Below are 17,233 nucleotides of genomic sequence, written 5' to 3'. Positions count from 1 at the left end.
ACTTGGTGCTGCTGGGCTCACGATAGCCAGCGGGTTTACCTCCCCGGCTATCGCTCACCACGATGTCAGCACTGGAAACGGCTATCCTAGCTCCTGCGAAGGGCCAGGATTCAATGACACCCCGCAGCTACCCGACTCTCCGTGGCAAGTCCACGACGCGTGTCGACCCCATCCGCCGGCCGTTGATCCGGGTGAGCTGTCCTTTTCTAATCCCCCGTCCGACGCGACCGTTCTCATGGGCGACGGGGACAACGGAACGATTTCGCTGAGTGACTGGGAAAACTCGGATACCTGGGAAGTCAAGGACAACTACGTTGTCGTCGGTGACGAACCTCTTGTTAGCAAGGACGGGTTTGGTGATGGCCACTATCACATCGAGTGGAAGACGCCGTCCAGCGTCGAAGGTTCCGGCCAAGAGCCTGGAAACAGCGGGTTTTTCCTGGCGAACCGCTACGAGATTCAGATTCTCAACAATTACGAGAATCCCACGTTCCCCGATGGATATGCGGCATCTGTCTTCGGACAGCACCCGCCGTTGGTCAACGCAAGTCTCCCAAAAGGGAAGTGGCAGAAGTACGACATCGTATGGCGAGCACCCCGGTTTACCGACGATGGCGAGCTTGATTCGCCGGGTGTCGTGACCGTCTATTGGAACGACGTACTCGTTCAGAGCCAAATAGTCCTCAACGGGCCGACCGTCTATCGAGACGTCGCCGATTACAGTCCGCATCCCGTCGAGGCACCGATCCAAATCCAGAACCATGGCCAGCCAGTTCAATTCCGTAATGTCTGGTACGAATCGGTTCCAACTCCGGAGTCGGTCGTCACGTTCGACGGCGACCAACTGACCGCTGAAAGTCTCACCAGTACGATCGAAGCAACCGTCACCAATGGCTACGACTCGGCCATGACCGGGGGTGAACTCGCACTCTCGCCGCCGAGCGATTCGGATGTCACGGTGTCCGCACAACAGGGGACGCGCTTCGACCGCCTCCCTGCTGGTGAGTCACAACCTGCTTCCTGGAGTGTAACACGTCCGAGCGCCGACAGCGGGCCGTATTTGTTGGACGCGTCGTCGGCATACACCACCGGCGAGGAGGAGCGGAATCTCGACTTCAAGCTTCCAGTCTATCCCGAACCCATGCCGGAGCCCCCCGAAGACGGGGTGAGTTACAGCAAGACGGTTCTCAGCGACCGCATGGATAATCTCATCGACCTCGCCGTCGCCGATGACGGACGGGTATTTTACGTCACCCGCGGAGATTATTTCGCAGGCGTGGTTGGCGGGACGATGGAACTCGGAATGATCGATCCCGAAAGTGGCGAGGACACCGTCGCATTCCAGAAGGACGTCTTCACCGGAATCAACATGGAGCACGGCGGACAGGGAATCTCCCTTGATCCCAATTTCGAGGAAAACGGCTGGATCTACGTCTTCTACTCTCCGTCCAACGAAGCGATCGCGGAGACCGAGGAGGAACTGGAATACCTCAACAACGCGGGCGACACGGGCGATGATGTCGCACGTCCACCGAGTGAGTCGATCGGGAACCCGTACAACCTCTTGTCGCGGGTCACTATGTCCGACGGTGAGATCGATCCTGACTCGGAGACGGAAATCCTTCGCGTTCCCGTACAGCGAGACACGTGCTGTCACATGGGTGGCGATATTCAGTGGGGTCCCGATGGTGAGCACCTATATCTCACCACTGGAGACAACTCCTACTCGAAAGTAGCCGCCGATAATGGCTTCGCACCGCTCGACGAGCGTGAGGGTCGTGACTACTTCGACGCGCAACGAACGTCCGCGAACACAGCCGATTTCCGCGGGAAGATCTTACGAATCATCCCTGAGGAAGATGGGTCGTACTCGATTCCTGATGGCAACCTCTTCACTGGGCCAGAGTATGCTGATGCACGTGAAGCGGGTACCGTGCTTCCCGAAATTTATGTTATGGGGGCACGCAATCCCTATCAAGCGGGCGTCGACCTGGAGACAGGGACGCTCTTCTGGGGCGACTATTCCGCTGACTCACGGACTTGGAGTGATGCACGAGGTCCACCCGGTTTCAACGAGTTCAACCGTGCGTCGAGCGCGGGGAACTACGGGTGGCCGCACTTTACTGGTCCATACCCCTTCTACGACTACGATTACGAGACCGAAACGTCGAATGGGCTCTTCGATAAGAGCGCACCGATCAACGATTCGCCGCACAGTGGTGGGATCGAACAACTCCCACCGGCCAGAGATCCGCTCATATGGTATCCCGGAAACTGGGATTCGGCCCGCGAGGACGTCCCATCGGACTACGATCTCCCGGACGAGGTACCGTTCCCGGACTTCCAAGGAGGAGCACCGATCGGTGGACCGGTCTTCCGCCATCAAGACAGCTATACCGAGCGAGGACTCCCACCATGGCTCGATGGTGAGTATATCATCGCGGAGTGGGGTGCTGGCTGGATCAGAACGGTCTCGTTCGAGAACGGCGATGTCGCCGAAGGAGCGATCTCCGAGATCAAACCACTCGCCTCGAACATTCAACTCCAGGCACCCATCGACATCGAAATCGGACCCGAAGGAATGCTCTATGTCGCGGAGTACGGAGCATTCTCCGGTGAGGGTTCGAAACTCTCGCGAATCGAACGTCAAGAAGTTCAACCGATATCCGCGCCGTTCGGCTTCGATGCTGGCGGTGAATTGCTTGATGGTTCAGTCTCTATTGACGGACTCGAGTACGTCGGGAACTCACCCGCCGTGTCCATGTATGGGGATTCGAGCGCGAGTTCGACCGGAACCGCGGCAACGACGAACCTGTACCCCGACCCCCCCAATCCGATCGACGGGACTGAACACGACGCGCTCTACCAAACGGAGGCGTTCGGCGGTAATCTCTCGTTCGACGTCACGATCGATAACGGATTCTACGACGTGACCCTCTACTTCGCGGAGACCAACACGGGACTCGGAGAAGGAGACCGGGTCTTTAACGTCTCCATCGAAGATGAAGAGGTTCTCTCGGAGTTCGATATCGCTGGCGAGGCCGGGACGAATACGGCCGTCTCGCGAACGTTCAAAGGAATCGAAGTATCCGATGGAACGCTGACCATCAGTACGGAAACACTGTCGGACAACTCCAAGTTTAGCGGCTTCGCGATCCGCGAGGCTGAAGGCCCTGCTCCAACCGAGACGGTGTCGGTACCGTTCGGCTTCAATTCCGGTGGCGGAGACGCCTCCGTTACGATCGATGGAATCGAGTTCTCCTCGGAGACAGGCGAAGGCGTCCGTGTCTTCGGGAATCCGAACGCAAGTGGAACCAACACTGCGGTGGGTACCTACTCGACCGATGAATCGATTGCGGGTACCGAGCACGACGCACTCTATCAGAGCGAGCATCACGGCGGTGATCTCTCGTACAACGTCGGCGTTGAGAATGGAACGTATGACGTGACTCTCTACTTCGCAGAGACGAACTCGTCGCTTACCGAGGGTGACCGAGTATTCAACGTCTTAGTCGAGGGTCAATCCGTCTATTCGCCGCTCGATATTATGGCCGAAACCGATCGGTACACCGCACTGAAGAAGACGGTTACCGTCGAGGTCACCGACGGCGTCCTGAACATCAGTACGGAAACGCAGTCGGACAACTCCAAGTTCAGTGGGTTCGCAATCCGGCCGTCTGACGGTAGTGGCGGCTCAGACGTGATCGATCCGGAAACGACGATCAAGTTGGGTGCCCAAATCTCCGGGTGGACCGGTCAGGCACCGAGCAGGATCGAAGGCCAGACCAACCCGACTCTCCCCTTGCAGGCAGGCGAAAGCTACACCGTGGAATGGGAGAACGTCGACGGCTACCCCCACGACTTTGACGTTCTCGATGGGGATGGAGAGAAGCTCTTCGACAGCGACATCATGAACAGTCAAGGAGAGACTAAAACTGTCGAGTTCACCGTCACTGAAGCGATGGCGGAGTACTTCTGCTCGGTCCATCCCAACCAGATGCGCGGTAGCATCGAGGTGAAGACCGGAGGCGACGACAATCTCCCGCCAGTTGTGGGCGATTCACCGCCGACGGATCCGGACGGTGACGGCACCTACGAAGACGTTAACGGCGATGGCGATGCCAACTACGACGACGTGGTTGATCTCTTCGACAACATCGAAGAGGATGCGGTGCAGGACAACCCGAGCGCTTACGACTTCAACGATAACGGCCGAGTGGACTTCGCTGACATCGTTAAGTTCTTCCGCTCGCTGTAACCCACTTCACCATATTTTCGCTTTTTGAATGGGAAGTCAACCGCCACGTTGACTCCGGCAGCAACGTATTCTGCCCGTATTCGAACAAGGCGCTAAGGCCGTAGGATATAGCAAGTCTTGAATTTTGTATTGGATACTTTATACTTCCATCAGAGAGCCATTCGAGAGAAACGCAATGGTTTGCGAACACCTAGACAGATGGAGACATCGTCGAGACCCTCGATGACAAGACCGGTGTCAAGGGCCATTTTCGTTCGTGTATTTCAGCCGGTATGGAATCGTCTCCAATCCCATCACCGCCCAATAGTTAGTAAAGCAATATTACTGGGATGGACGATATCCGATCTTAACAATCCCCGAAGCAAACAACACAAAGGTGCTTACCTCCTCTTTGACACCGATCCTCCCGATGAGCATCCCCATCGAAATTAGTAACGAACGACACACCGAACGATTGGCGTGGTAATTACGATGCGATAATGTACTCGAGAACGATCTGGGACGGTCTTCCCTCTCTGCCCCGGTGGCATCCCTCGAAAATGAAATATTAGAGTTTAGGAGTCTGCGACTTCCTCGTTGTCGGGAGTCCCGTCGCAGTCCGAATCCGTTTTGGTCGGATTCGTTCCATACTGATTGACTTCTTCACCGTCAGTGAGTCCGTCACCATCAGTATCAGCGTTGTTCGGGTCGGTTCCGAGTTCCATCTCTTTCTGGTTGCTCAATCCATCACAGTCATCGTCTACCGCCTTCTTATCGTCATCACCGCTGTTGCCGTTGTTCGGTGGAGCAGTGGTACCGTTGTCGTCTCCGTTATCGTCGCTCGGCGGAGCGGTCGTACCGTTGTCGTTGTCACCGTTGTTCGGCGGTGCGGTGGTAGTCGTTGTGGTGGTAGTCGTGGTGTCGTCGTTGTCGTCCGGCGGTGCAGTGGTAGTTGTGGTGTCGTCCGGCGGTGCAGTGGTTGTCGTTGTAGTGGTAGTCGTGGTATCGTCGTTGTCGTCCGGCGGTGCAGTGGTAGTCGTGGTGTCGTCTGGCGGTGCAGTGGTAGTCGTTGTAGTAGTGGTAGTCGTTGTAGTAGTGGTCGTCGTTTCATCTCCGACCGAAATCGTCCCACCGACTAAATTGAGGTCAGCCGGGCTGCCATCTTCGGAGTCGATATTCTGATCCGCAAACTCGACACCGGTTTGTCCCGCTTGCTCACCTTTCACTTCGAGCGTGGCGATCGGAACGTCCGATGAACCATTTTGAATATTCCTCCCGAGATCGGCCGCCTTGAGGAACACTTCGGATCCATCATCGCTCACCTCAACCTCGGAGATGCCAAATTCATCCGAGACTTTCGCATCAGTAATTGTCGCAACATCCGGATTCTCCAATCGGACTATGAAATTAAATCCTGAAAGTCCGTTCGGAAGCTCTGAAGCAGTGATTTCAACAGTTCCCGTATCACCGACGTCGAGGTCTGTGCTATTCGATGAGATCTGTGGAGACTGTTGCTGCAATATTCCTTGGGTTGTGAAGCCACCTGCAACGACACTGACAAGCAGTATCGATACTAGCAGGCCACTCAAAATAATTCTGGACTTGCGCTTTGGTATCATAATACGCGAATATATTATTAGACCCTCGTTATTTAATTGTTGTGGTCAGAATAGTGTGATGTTCTGGCTGATTGCAGCTCAGATGATCTCTATCCATTTCCAGTATCTCTACGGGAATCCACTATCTTGCTATCCATTTGGGAGAAACAATATAACGTGGCTAGATTCAAATGGGGACTATATCGAGACAGGCATAATTTATCATCTGTATGAAAATATTCTGCCGGATGTTATACCGACAAATTTCAATTTACTCTACACGTAGTACTATTGTCAATTATTCTATAGATAAAGACGTATATGACCAGGATTCAGAGGTTACGGTTATCCGTCCACAAAGTATTCGAACTGATGGCAGTATACATACATGATCGGGGTGGCTAAATATCCCCAGAATGTAAAGAACTATCGTCATATATTATTATGGGATTTCCAACAACAACGCCCAACTATAAATATAATTTACATTTGTCAATCTCAGTGAAATCTGGTTCGTTTATCGAAAATAGAAGTCATAAAAGAAGCCCTACGAAATAGTTGTTCTCTTTAATTCAGTATCTCGGGGAAGAGTGCTGATTCTTTTTGTCGTCAAAGAAATATCGTATTCATTGGCTTCGACAGAAGATAAAATGCGAATATAGGTTATTGGGTGATCAATTACATAGAGTTGAAGAGTTCTATGATGTCATCGAAGTCCAGTTGACCATTCTGATTGAAGTCGAACGCTTCGGGGTTGTCCTGCACTGCTGAACTCTCGAAGTTATCGAACAGCGCCACCACATCGTTGTACGTAACTTCACCGTCACCGTCAACGTCTTCGTACAGTCCATCGCCGTCAGGATCAGTCGGACGTGAATCACCAACGATCACTGGTGGCCGATCGTCACCGTCATTGTTGGACTGAATCGACATCCCACCACGCATCCGAGTCGGATGCACCGAACAGTAGTACTCGGCCATCTCTTCCGAGGCAGTGAAGGTAACCGACGCTGTCTTCCCCTCATCTCGTACGAGCTCAGTTCCAACCATCTCCTCACCTTGGGCATCGAGGACGTAGAAGTCGTGTGGTGCTCCATCGATGTTCTCCCACGTAACCGTGTAGTCCTCACCTGCTTGGAGCGATAATGTCGGGTTAGTGTCTCCTTCAATTGAACTTGGTGCTTGACCAGCCCATCCGGTGATCGTGCCGCCTAGCTTGATCGTCGTTCCTGGTTCGATGACTCCACCGTTGTCGTTATCTCCTTCGAGCGATTGCGTGTACAATTGCTCGACCTCCGGCTCGGAGAGCGCCCGGGAGTATGCCCAGACGTCATCGACACGGCCAGCCATATCGTAGCCCTGACCAACACCGATGTTGAGTGGTTCGGTATCGGATTGAGTTCGTGAGCCACCGGTCCAAGTCTGAGGTGACGTGTCGAGTTCACCATCCTGGTCGAATACATGGAGTCTCGCATCGCCGCCATCAACGACCATTACGACGAAGTACCACGTCTCTGGATCGATCGCAATCTCCGTACCGCCACCACCACGACCGGTGTTACCGTTTTGCCAGAGCTGAGGATAAATCACAGATCCGTTTGAATTGAATTCAAGATCCCAACCGTCCGTCGGACCGTCTTCAATCGAACCACCGACTTGGAACGGTATTCTAGCCCATTGTTCGTGATCCGTATAGTTGACCCAGGCACCAGCTGTTGCACCTTCTCCGTTAAGCGGAAGGGGTTCGGTAGTCACACCGTCACCGGCTTCGGCATCCTCCGGTGGAATCTCGACACCGGTCTCCTGGTTGGTGTGGAACTCGTAAGCGTTGCCGACGACTCCCGACTCACCGGTCGTGACGTCACCCTGAACGGTTGCATCGTTCCCAGTAACGGTGTTCGTGGGTGTGTCGCCGTCGAATGGGAAATGTGCTTCCAAGCCCTCCTCAATCGGTTCACCATTGAAGACGGTGATAGTGGTACTCGAGGCGGTTTGCTTATCATCGCCGTCATGAGTGAACATCGCATTAGCCTCCAGTGTGTACGTCCCTTGAGCGGGGTCGCTGCCGGTCGAGACCTCAAACTCGATCGCCTGACTCTCGCGTGGTTCGAGAGAATCGATGGTCGTCTCCGAAGGAGGTGTAACCTGGACTTGATCACTGCCAGACTCAAGCGAGAGCTGTACATCCGACAGTTCACTGTTAGAGGTGTTTTGAACGGTAACTGTCGCTGTCGTAGTTTCTTCCGGACTAAGTGTGCCACTCTCGAGGCTGACCGACACGACCGCGGCCGCACCTCCTGTGATTTTGTAAATGCCGGACTTTTCGGTTCCCGGAGTTGAGTATCCCATTCCCCACTCGAGGAGGTACAATGCTCCCTCCGGTCCGATGGTCATGTCCATCGGCGATAGGAACGTCTCGTTCGGCATGAACGGGTCGATGTCGAGTATTTCGCCGTCCTCATCATAGGAGACGGTTTTGATCCAGTCAGCACCCCATTCTGCGATGAAATGCCTGTTGTCGAAGTAGTCGGCGAGTGCTTGATCCCCGGAATAGTTTTCAATGTTATACACCGGGCCGCCCATCGGTGCCCCTCCTTCCATTTCGGGGAACGGTGGCTCGTCGGGGAGGTACTCTGTCGCGTAGTCCGGTGGTGAACTCAAGAGCGTATTCCACGAATATGGGTACCAGATCGTCGCCTCGTTGGGAGTTGGCAATTCCGTGAGTCCATCGTTATTCGGGGATTCATTGACTAAGTTCTCGGGGTCGAATGGCTCTTCGGTCGAATCGAAGATGTAACCTCGAGAGTTATCCGCGTCTACGAATTCACCGTCGATATAGGGGAGGTTTGGCCCGATAACATACGGCCATCCATAGTATCCGGCTTCGCTCGCTCGGTTGAACTCCACGATTCCAGTGGGTCCGCGTTGAGCGTCCCATTGTCGTGAATCGGGGCCGTACTCTCCCCAATACAGGACGCCAGTCTCATCATCAATGCCCATCCGGAAGGGATTACGGCAGCCCATGATGTAGATCTCCTCGCGGACCAGCCCCTCGGCAAGTTCCTCACCGTAGCCCTGTGCTTCAGTGAACAAGTTATCATCCGGAACCGTGTACGAGCCATCGTCTTGTGGTGTGATTCGGAGGATTCCTCCTCGAAGATCCGCAGTGTTGCCCGCTGAACGTTGGGCGTCGTACAACACACGACCATCGCGCTCATCGATCGGTGAGAAACCATCCGATTCGAACGGACTGGTATCATCCCCAACCGAGATGTAGAGGTGACCCTCCGGTCCAAACTCGAGATCTCCCCCGACGTGGCAACACGGCTCGGGTGCGGCCGGCACTCGAAGAACGTGTACTTCCGAGGAAGGGTCGATGGTGTCCCCATCGACAGTGAATCGGGACAGTTGCTTGTGGGGATCTTCCCCGGTACCCTCGGTCGAGACGGAATAATAGACATACAACCAACCGTTTTGGTCGAAGTCCGGGTCGAGAACGATACCCTGCATTCCATCCTCGCCACTAAGATAGACTTCTTTTTTCAGGGCAGTTGTGATTTCTTTCGTTTCTGGGTCGACCACGCGAATTCTCGCGGTTCCAGTGCCATCGCCATTTGCAGGTGGACCACGTGTAGTGAAGAATACGCGGCCATCCGGTGCAACGTCGATTGCCATCGGCCGTTCGAGACTGGATGCTAGTTCCGTCTTTGAATAGCTGCTCCAAACCGGGGTCCGGTCAGTTGGATCGCCGTCACCAATAGGCGAGTCCGGATCGAGTGGCTTCACTTCGATCGAGCGGAACTCGGTCGGATGACTCTCTGATTGGATGGAAATCGTGCCGGCTTCGAGCGGAACACCGCTGTTCAGTTGCGGGTTCGTGTAGCTCACGACCACGCCGTCGTCCTCGACGATATGACGGATCGCCTGATTGCCGCGGACGACAACGGTGACGGTTACCCACTCATCGCCTCGGTAGGTGTCCGAGTTGGAATTGGTACAGTGTTGTTCGTGTAGTTCACCGTCCATGAAGATGTTCGTCCCCGGAGTGCAGACGTTGGCGGTCGTGCGCTCGTTGTCCGTACCCGCCTCTTCGCCGAGCAGTTGAACCTCGATGGAGTCGGGATAGTCCTGATCGATTCCCATCTCCTCGGGGGTTTGGCCGTGTACCATCAACCCGTTATTTCTACGGGCCCATGAGGGTGCGCCGGACACTTGCTCTCCGACGAAACGATACTCGGCGCGAAGGATATAATGGGAGAACTCGTTCTCGTAGAAGAGATGGCCGAAGACGCCATTCCACTCGTCGTACTCGTCGTAGTTCACTTTGAGCAGCCCATCTTCAACGGAGAAGGTGTTTTTATGCCCTTCTCCGGGAGGCTTTCCAGTGAATTTCCGCGTCCAGTTATCGATGTCCTCCCCGTTAAAGAGTTGAATCCATTCGTCTTCGTCGGTGGCAGCGACTGCATTCCCTGAAATACCGGAGAGACCGATTGCCCCGAGACCTCCAATCGCTTGTAATACTTTTCGTCTATTAACGCTTCCAGTACGAGCTCTACTGCTCGTCCTTGAATTTTGATTGGCCACAAATTCAGATGTTACTACAATCATAAGTAATTTTTTAATGATAAAAATATAAATTATAAATGAGTAGATGGTCCATTACTAGCAATTACCCGTAACCATACAAAACATTCTGTATAACAAATTGACAACTGAAGGCGGGTAGATGGGTGATTGTTAACGATAGCGCACATATTCAGGTAGGATATAACGAAGTGCGGCACAGAACGCTATTATTCGCCAGAATATTATTGTATGATGCCTCATGCTCAAGTACAGATATAGAGAATAATACAGTCAGTCGATTATCGAAATTCAATCAGGGCCGATGTTTGTGGCTCTGAAGTAGGATTAAAGACGCTGGACTGGTTTACTATTCGTTTAAATCAGTTTAGATGAATCCGAGTATTAAATAACGACCACGGTAATAGCATCGTATGAAACGTTCGATTAGGAAGTTTTGTGACGCAGTATCATTATCGTGGTGGGCACTCGACCTGAGCAACCAGAATATTCGAGTCAACCGATGGACAGTGAAATGGAGCAGTCAGAGGGGAGACGGCCAATGAGCGTGGTCATCGTCGGGACATTGGATACCAAAGGAGAAGAAATCGACTTTGCTCGAAATATCCTCGAATCACAAGCTGTTGACGTCCATATCATCGACACCGGTGTGGTAGGTGAACCGGAAATCGAACCGGACACAACGGCAAAGGAGGTGGCCGAGGCAGGGGGGAGCAACCTGGAATCCCTCCGGGACGAACGAAACCGAGGCAAAGCGATCGAGGCAATGGGAGAAGGTGCAGCAGCCATCGTTTCTCGATACCACGATGAGGGTACGCTCGATGGCATCCTCGGATTGGGAGGGTCGGGCAACACATCAGTTGCGACGACAGCGATGCGTGCATTGCCCATTGGCGTTCCCAAATTGATGGTATCGACGGTCGCCTCCGGCGATACGGAGCCGTATGTGGGCACCCAAGATATCATGATGATGTATTCCGTCGCGGACATCGAGGGTATCAATCAGCTTTCGGGCACCGTCATTTCCAATGCTGCACTCGCCATGGTTGGGATGGTAACAAATGACCCCGGCGTTACCGTCGAAGACCGACCGACAATCGGACTATCGATGTTTGGTGTCACTACGCCTTGCATTCAAGAAGCACGCGCGTGGCTCGAAGAACGGGGATACGAAACGATCGTCTTTCACGCAACCGGGACTGGTGGACAAGCGATGGAACAACTCATCAGGGAAGGTATGATCGATGGAGTTCTGGACGTGACCACGACGGAATGGGCAGATGAATTGGTCGGCGGTGTGTTGAGTGCTGGTCCGGAACGCCTCGACGCCGCTGCGGAGCGAGGGATTCCCCAAGTCGTCTCTACCGGGGCACTCGACATGGTTAATTTCGGCCCAAAAGACTCGGTACCCGAAAAATTTTCCGACCGTCGTTTTCACGTCCACAACCCGCAGGTAACACTCATGCGAACGACGGCGGAGGAAAATCGAGAACTCGGCCGAATTATCGCCGAGAAACTCAACGCCACAACGGGACCGACGGGGCTCGTGCTACCCTTACAAGGGGTATCCATGCTTGATGATGAAGGAGAGGATTTCCACGAATCCGAATCGGACGAGGCGTTATTCGATTCTCTTCGAGGTCACACCGATGACGATGTGAAATTAGTAGAAGTCGATGCCCACATCAACGATACGAAATTTGCACGAGCGATTGCGAAGGAGCTTGATTCCTACATGCGTGACGCTGGAATCGTCGAGTGAACTACCGGACAGTCTCTTTTCGTTCATCGACCACTCCAAGGACGTGTCGAAGAATCAGATAGATCTTTTGTGTATGGTCCATACTGTATACTTAGAACGGTTGACCATCGAAATATCGTTGTAGATCGAGAGATAGCCCTCTCACGCTAGCATCAGTTACTATCACTTCCAGCGAGTTCGACAGTGCCCCTCATTCTGAGATTGTGGGCTCTACAGACGTACTCCGCGATTTCGTCGGTTGACGTAAAGGAAACCGTTTGTGACTCCCCTTCGGTGGCTAGATACGGGGTCGAAACGTCTTGAACGACCTCGTCATTACTGTCCACTATCTCGAAGTTGTGTGGAGCACCGTTCCGGTTGGTCCACTCGACGGTGTACTCGGCATCTGGCTCTAAGGTGAGTGTCGGATTCCCTTCTCCCTCGATAGAGGCTGGTGCAACGCCTGTCCATTCCTCATTGCTTTCGACTTCCAGTTCGATAGTAGTATCCGGGTCGATGACTGTGGTGTCGTCGGAATCGTCATCGTCATTTCCGCCGGACTCAACGTGGGTCATTACCCGCTGGTAGACGACTTCGAGGCCGTTTCCGAAACCACCGACCTTCTTCAGCTCTGCGTCGTCGAACCAGACGGTTCCGACCGCGTTCCCCCAACCGCCAAAGAGGAGGTTGAGCTGTAACTCGGAAGAACTTCCCCCGGTTGTGAAGGTCGTCTCCAACATTTTCCATCCATCGACGGGTTCTGCGTACGAGTCCGTGACGGAATCCCGTCCGAGTGAGTGAACGTTAAGAGTGACACCGTACGAATCTCCGGTGTTGTGGAAATCATCCGAGGTTCGCACCCACGCACGGAATCGATACTGGGAGTTCGGTTCTAACTCAACGAATTGAGTCCATGACGCGTCTGCGCCATCGGTCGAGTCAATTCTGACGCTGTCCTCACCAGATCTGGCGACGTCGGAGGTGTACGAGAATTCAGCTGTCCCCCCGTACGTTTCCGGTTCCCAGTTAGCGGGGAGATCTGCTTGAGAACCTGAAGAATCGTCTTCTTCAAACGAGGGGTTGGTTATCGCGTTATTACCATCCGGGTCAGTAAACGAGATGCTATCGAACCACGCTGTTCCGGTTGCCTCCCCGTAGCCACCATACAAGAGGTTGAGAGAAAGCTCCTCGTGGTCGCCACTGTTGATCGTGATCTCGATTTTTGTCCAATCGTTCGTCCCGGTCAGTCCATCCGGAATCGTATCCCATTGCGTACCGGAACCGGTGTTGGCGATCTGCTCGACGTTGAACGTTGCTCCCAATGGTCCCTCTCCGAAACCGGACCCATCGACCGGCTGGAGATTATCCGTTTTAATCCAACCGCTAATGGTGTAGTCCGTATTCGGCTCGACCGAAAATGAGGTGTTCCACGATGCGTCTGCCCCATCATCGGAATGGATACGAACGCAGTTTTCTCCATCATATCCAGTGTCCTCGTAAGTGAAATCAGCACTTCCAGTGTATGTCGTCGTCGACCAACTGACTGGCATTACCGATCCACCAGCAGGTTCCTCCATCGATGGATTTTGGAACAGATTTGGCTGATCGTCCAAATCCGGCGGGCTAGTGTCGGTGTCCTCATTCGCCTCGTATGCACCGATGAAACCATCGGCGTGCTGGGCACCAGCAACTGATGCGGCGTCAACCAGAATGTTGTCCTCGTAGTTGGATTCGGAACTAATCATCTGATAAACCGCTTCACCAGAGGCATCGGATTCGGGCGTCTCCGCGAGCGTAAGTAGTGCCCACATCGCAACCCGCTGGTCTTCATCGTTCAACAAGTCGTTGTCGAGAATCGCACCTCGGGTTTCCGATGTTGTCGGAGCAACTCGAAGTGCCGTGAGACGAACCCCAGCGGACGAATGGGTTAAGGCATTGATCGAAGCGTCTATCGCCGAATCACTTCCGGACTCGGCAGAAAGAGCGCCCAAACCATCGAGTGTCCAGAGTGCATGAATTGCACCGGGGTCAAGTCCGATCTCGTCGACGGATTCGCTGGTAACCAGCGAAACGAGGTCGGGAACAACATCGCTTTTACCTCGTTCGACTAGTTTACGCTGTGCAGTGCGCCGCCAGAACATGTTGTCATCGGATAGCGCAGACACCAGATCCGAGGGAGTAGCGTCGCTCAGATCCTTGGGCTGATACCCACTCTCGTCGTCGTACGTGGCGCGGTAAATCCGGGATGTGGCGTGATCGCGCAACTCGGTAATGTAGGCATTGCCTGGTCCGTTTTCGAATCCATCCGGCGTCGGGTTATGCTGATAGATGTAATTGTACCAATCGATGAACCAGAGTAACCCGTCAGGACCGACAGCTGAATACGATGGTGCAGACCACGCATCGATGCTCCCTGCGAAGTTGTGAGCGTAGTGCGTATTGTAGCCTGCACCATTCTGCTGCAGATAGAATGTCCCGAGAAGGTTCCCTGTCCCATCTCCGACGAATGCGGTGTTGTTCCAATACTTCCTGGGATACTTCCGAGCGGTGTAGATAGTGTGGCCAGTGGCTGCGGTGTACCCACCGTGCCGGTCAACCTGTCGAACCCGATCGGTGACCGGAAGGAACCGATTCGTGTCCGACGCCGGTCCAAAATCGGTTGGTGACGTGCCATTAATCAACTCGTAGTATTGATCCGGAATCGCTACGTAATTACTGGGACGTCCGGACGTCGCGGCCGACCCAAAGACGAGGCCCTCCTCGGTGATCCCGAGACCGGCTTGGTTTCCGGGTAAGCCGCCGACGATTTCGAAATCGGTGACTGTGTCCGAGGTATCGAGTTTGAACCTGTAGATGGACGAGCTAAAGTTGTATTGTTCGCCGGCGACGGTTCCGCCAAATCCAGAGTAGCCGACCTGACCCCAGATCCAATTATCGATGCCGTGAACGAGTTCGTTCGGCCCAGCGTGGGTGTCTCCGTTGCCAAATCCAGAGAAAAGGACCTGTCGTTCATCAGCTTGATCGTCACCATTCGTATCCCGAATCAGCAACATCTGGCCGCTTTCGGACGGATCGTTATGGTGAGCGACGATTACACCGTTCTCGACCAGGACCATGCTGGTCGGGATGGATAGGCCCTCCGCGAAGACGGAAAATTCATCGACCTGTCCGTCACCATTCGTATCCTCTCCAATGACGATTTTATCCTGATTGTCGCCGAGGTCGTTCGGATAGTCCTTCGTCACCGCCAACCAGACCCGGCCCTGTTCGTCGAACGACATATCCATAATGTTCCCCTGCGCATCGTCGGGGAGCATATCTTCGGTCGTAAACGGCTGGAGGTCGAATCCTTCCGGCATAATCATTCGATCGATCGTCTGCTCCGGATCGAGTGCCCGTTGCATCCGCTTCCAATCCGTTCCCTCCCCGACCTCTTCGGGAACCTCTCGCGGGAGAAGACCGCCTTCCGGCGGCGGGTAGTACGGTATATTTGCCTCGATAAACTCCAATTGATCGAGGACACGCGTATCGTTCCCGATCGAATCTTCGTTTCGGGTCACCCAACGGATGGCATTCTCGATAAGTTTCTTGAATCCGTCCGTCGCCCATGTTCCCCTCCCGTGACCCCATGCAGTATAGAATACTCGCCCGTCACCCTGCGTACGGGTCCAGATCCATGGCTCGAGATCTTCGTTACTTCCGTAGTCCGGGAAATCACCATACGCAAGGACGTTGATGTCGTCGTTGAGATTCGTGTGCCGGTAGGTTTCATCCTCCGAAACGATGGGATCGAGAGTGGAGAGAATAGGGTGATTCGGTTGCTCGAACGTCGTGGTCATTTCGCCGTACCCATGTTCTTGGAACTGCCCCCCGACGAGGTCGATATACGCATCGGATTCGGTGAAGCATGCGGATGCGCTATGAATCGGAATAAACCCACCGCCGCTTTCCACAAATTCGATGATGGAATCTTCCTGGGACTGTGTCAATCCAGAGCGGTTGTCGCACATGATCCAGGCGTCGTATCGGTGGAGAACGTCAGGTTTGAGGTCGTCCAATCGATCGGTGTAGGCGACCTCGATACCACGGTTCATCAGATATTCCGTGATTTGTAACTGGCGTGCGGGCGCGTTGTGACTTCCTCCCTCCGGCCCACCCATCATCAGAACGCTAATGGTCTCTTCGCTGGGTTCTGTTACCGGGCTTGTTTCAATCTTACCGCGCTGAGAGATGGGGTGAGACTCGCAATAATAGACGGCCATCTCATCAGTTGCAGTGAATTCGACCGTCTGGGTCGAACCTTTCTCCCCCATCAACTCACTCGAAAGAACCTCGTTACCGTCGGCGTCCTCGATCACGAAGTTGTGGTCTCCTCCGGTCGTGTTCGTCCACTCGACGGTGTAATCTTCGCCCGCCGTCAGTGAGAGCGTCGGGTTTATTTCGCCATTGATTTTTTCCGGGGTGACACCGGCCCAAGCGTAGTTCCCTTCATCCTGATCATCGATGTCTTTGAATAACGTAACGATATCATCGAAGTCGAGTTGATCGTTTTGATTGAAATCGTACGCCTCCGGGTTGTTCTGTATCTCATCGCTTTCGAAATCATGGAACAAATCGACGACGTCGTCGTAGTTGACGCTCCCGTCATCGTTGATGTCCCACTCTAACTCGGAATTTGTCGGGTCTTGTTTGATCGCTTCGAGTTTGATTACACTGTCGCTGGCTGCCATCCCCGTACCGATTTGGTTATTTGCTATGACCCCCGCCGCTCCGATACCGCCGACTAATCGCATCAAGTCTCGTCGACTCGTTGTAATCGATTCACCGTTCTTTACTTTACTCTGGTCGGTCGAGTTTTCGCCGCTTGCCATGATAACCCAACACAATACAGAGAGGCAATATACATTACGTATACCATCCCCGCAAATAATTCCTATAACAGAACATTAATATATTATAATTATCCACTATTGTAAATTGGCCATTGATGCTCGATGGTCAACTATCAACTCTGATTTCTGAATTAGATTAGTTCTCTTCCGACGAGGTAGGGAGGCACGGCGCGGTAACCTC

At 53.6% G+C, this 17,233-nt stretch carries 5 protein-coding genes; 2 read left to right on the top strand and 3 right to left on the bottom strand.

Annotated features, from left to right (window positions below):
• The first annotated feature begins 235 nt into the window (after positions 1 to 235).
• Positions 236 to 4,258, top strand: coding sequence for a malectin domain-containing carbohydrate-binding protein (locus LJF34_RS24210; protein ID WP_231188467.1), 4,023 nt, complete (start codon positions 236 to 238; stop codon positions 4,256 to 4,258).
• Between the two features lie 554 nt (positions 4,259 to 4,812).
• Here the strand turns inward: LJF34_RS24210 and LJF34_RS24205 are convergent.
• Both LJF34_RS24205 and LJF34_RS24200 read right to left on the bottom strand, forming a co-directional pair.
• Positions 4,813 to 5,856, bottom strand: coding sequence for a hypothetical protein (locus LJF34_RS24205; protein ID WP_231188465.1), 1,044 nt, complete (start codon positions 5,854 to 5,856; stop codon positions 4,813 to 4,815).
• 657 nt (positions 5,857 to 6,513) lie between these two features.
• Positions 6,514 to 10,443: a family 16 glycoside hydrolase gene (locus tag LJF34_RS24200; protein WP_231188463.1), complete on the bottom strand. Its 3,930-nt coding sequence runs from the start codon at positions 10,441 to 10,443 to the stop codon at positions 6,514 to 6,516.
• Positions 10,444 to 10,960: 517 nt separating this feature from the next.
• Between LJF34_RS24200 and LJF34_RS24195 the strand changes: the two genes are divergently transcribed.
• Positions 10,961 to 12,181, top strand: a complete 1,221-nt coding sequence (locus tag LJF34_RS24195; RefSeq protein ID WP_231188460.1) for a Tm-1-like ATP-binding domain-containing protein — start codon at positions 10,961 to 10,963, stop codon at positions 12,179 to 12,181.
• Positions 12,182 to 12,333: 152 nt separating this feature from the next.
• Here LJF34_RS24195 and LJF34_RS24190 read toward each other — a convergent pair whose 3' ends face one another.
• Positions 12,334 to 17,031 (bottom strand): PVC-type heme-binding CxxCH protein, encoded by a 4,698-nt coding sequence (locus tag LJF34_RS24190; protein WP_231188459.1) that lies wholly within the window; start codon positions 17,029 to 17,031, stop codon positions 12,334 to 12,336.
• Positions 17,032 to 17,233: the final 202 nt, after the last annotated feature.

Origin of the sequence: Haladaptatus sp. DYF46, from assembly GCF_021083305.1 — an archaeon.
Lineage (GTDB): Archaea > Halobacteriota > Halobacteria > Halobacteriales > Haladaptataceae > Haladaptatus.
Note: the sequence above shows the minus strand (reverse complement) of the source record. Positions and strands in the feature narration are given on the sequence as shown.

Coding starts and splice junctions, on each gene's coding strand:
- LJF34_RS24210 (WP_231188467.1), top strand. CDS start 236: ATGGGCGACGGGGACAACGGAACGATTTCGCTGAGTGACTGGGAAAAC.
- LJF34_RS24205 (WP_231188465.1), bottom strand. CDS start 5,856: ATGATACCAAAGCGCAAGTCCAGAATTATTTTGAGTGGCCTGCTAGTA.
- LJF34_RS24200 (WP_231188463.1), bottom strand. CDS start 10,443: ATGATTGTAGTAACATCTGAATTTGTGGCCAATCAAAATTCAAGGACG.
- LJF34_RS24195 (WP_231188460.1), top strand. CDS start 10,961: ATGAGCGTGGTCATCGTCGGGACATTGGATACCAAAGGAGAAGAAATC.
- LJF34_RS24190 (WP_231188459.1), bottom strand. CDS start 17,031: ATGGCAAGCGGCGAAAACTCGACCGACCAGAGTAAAGTAAAGAACGGT.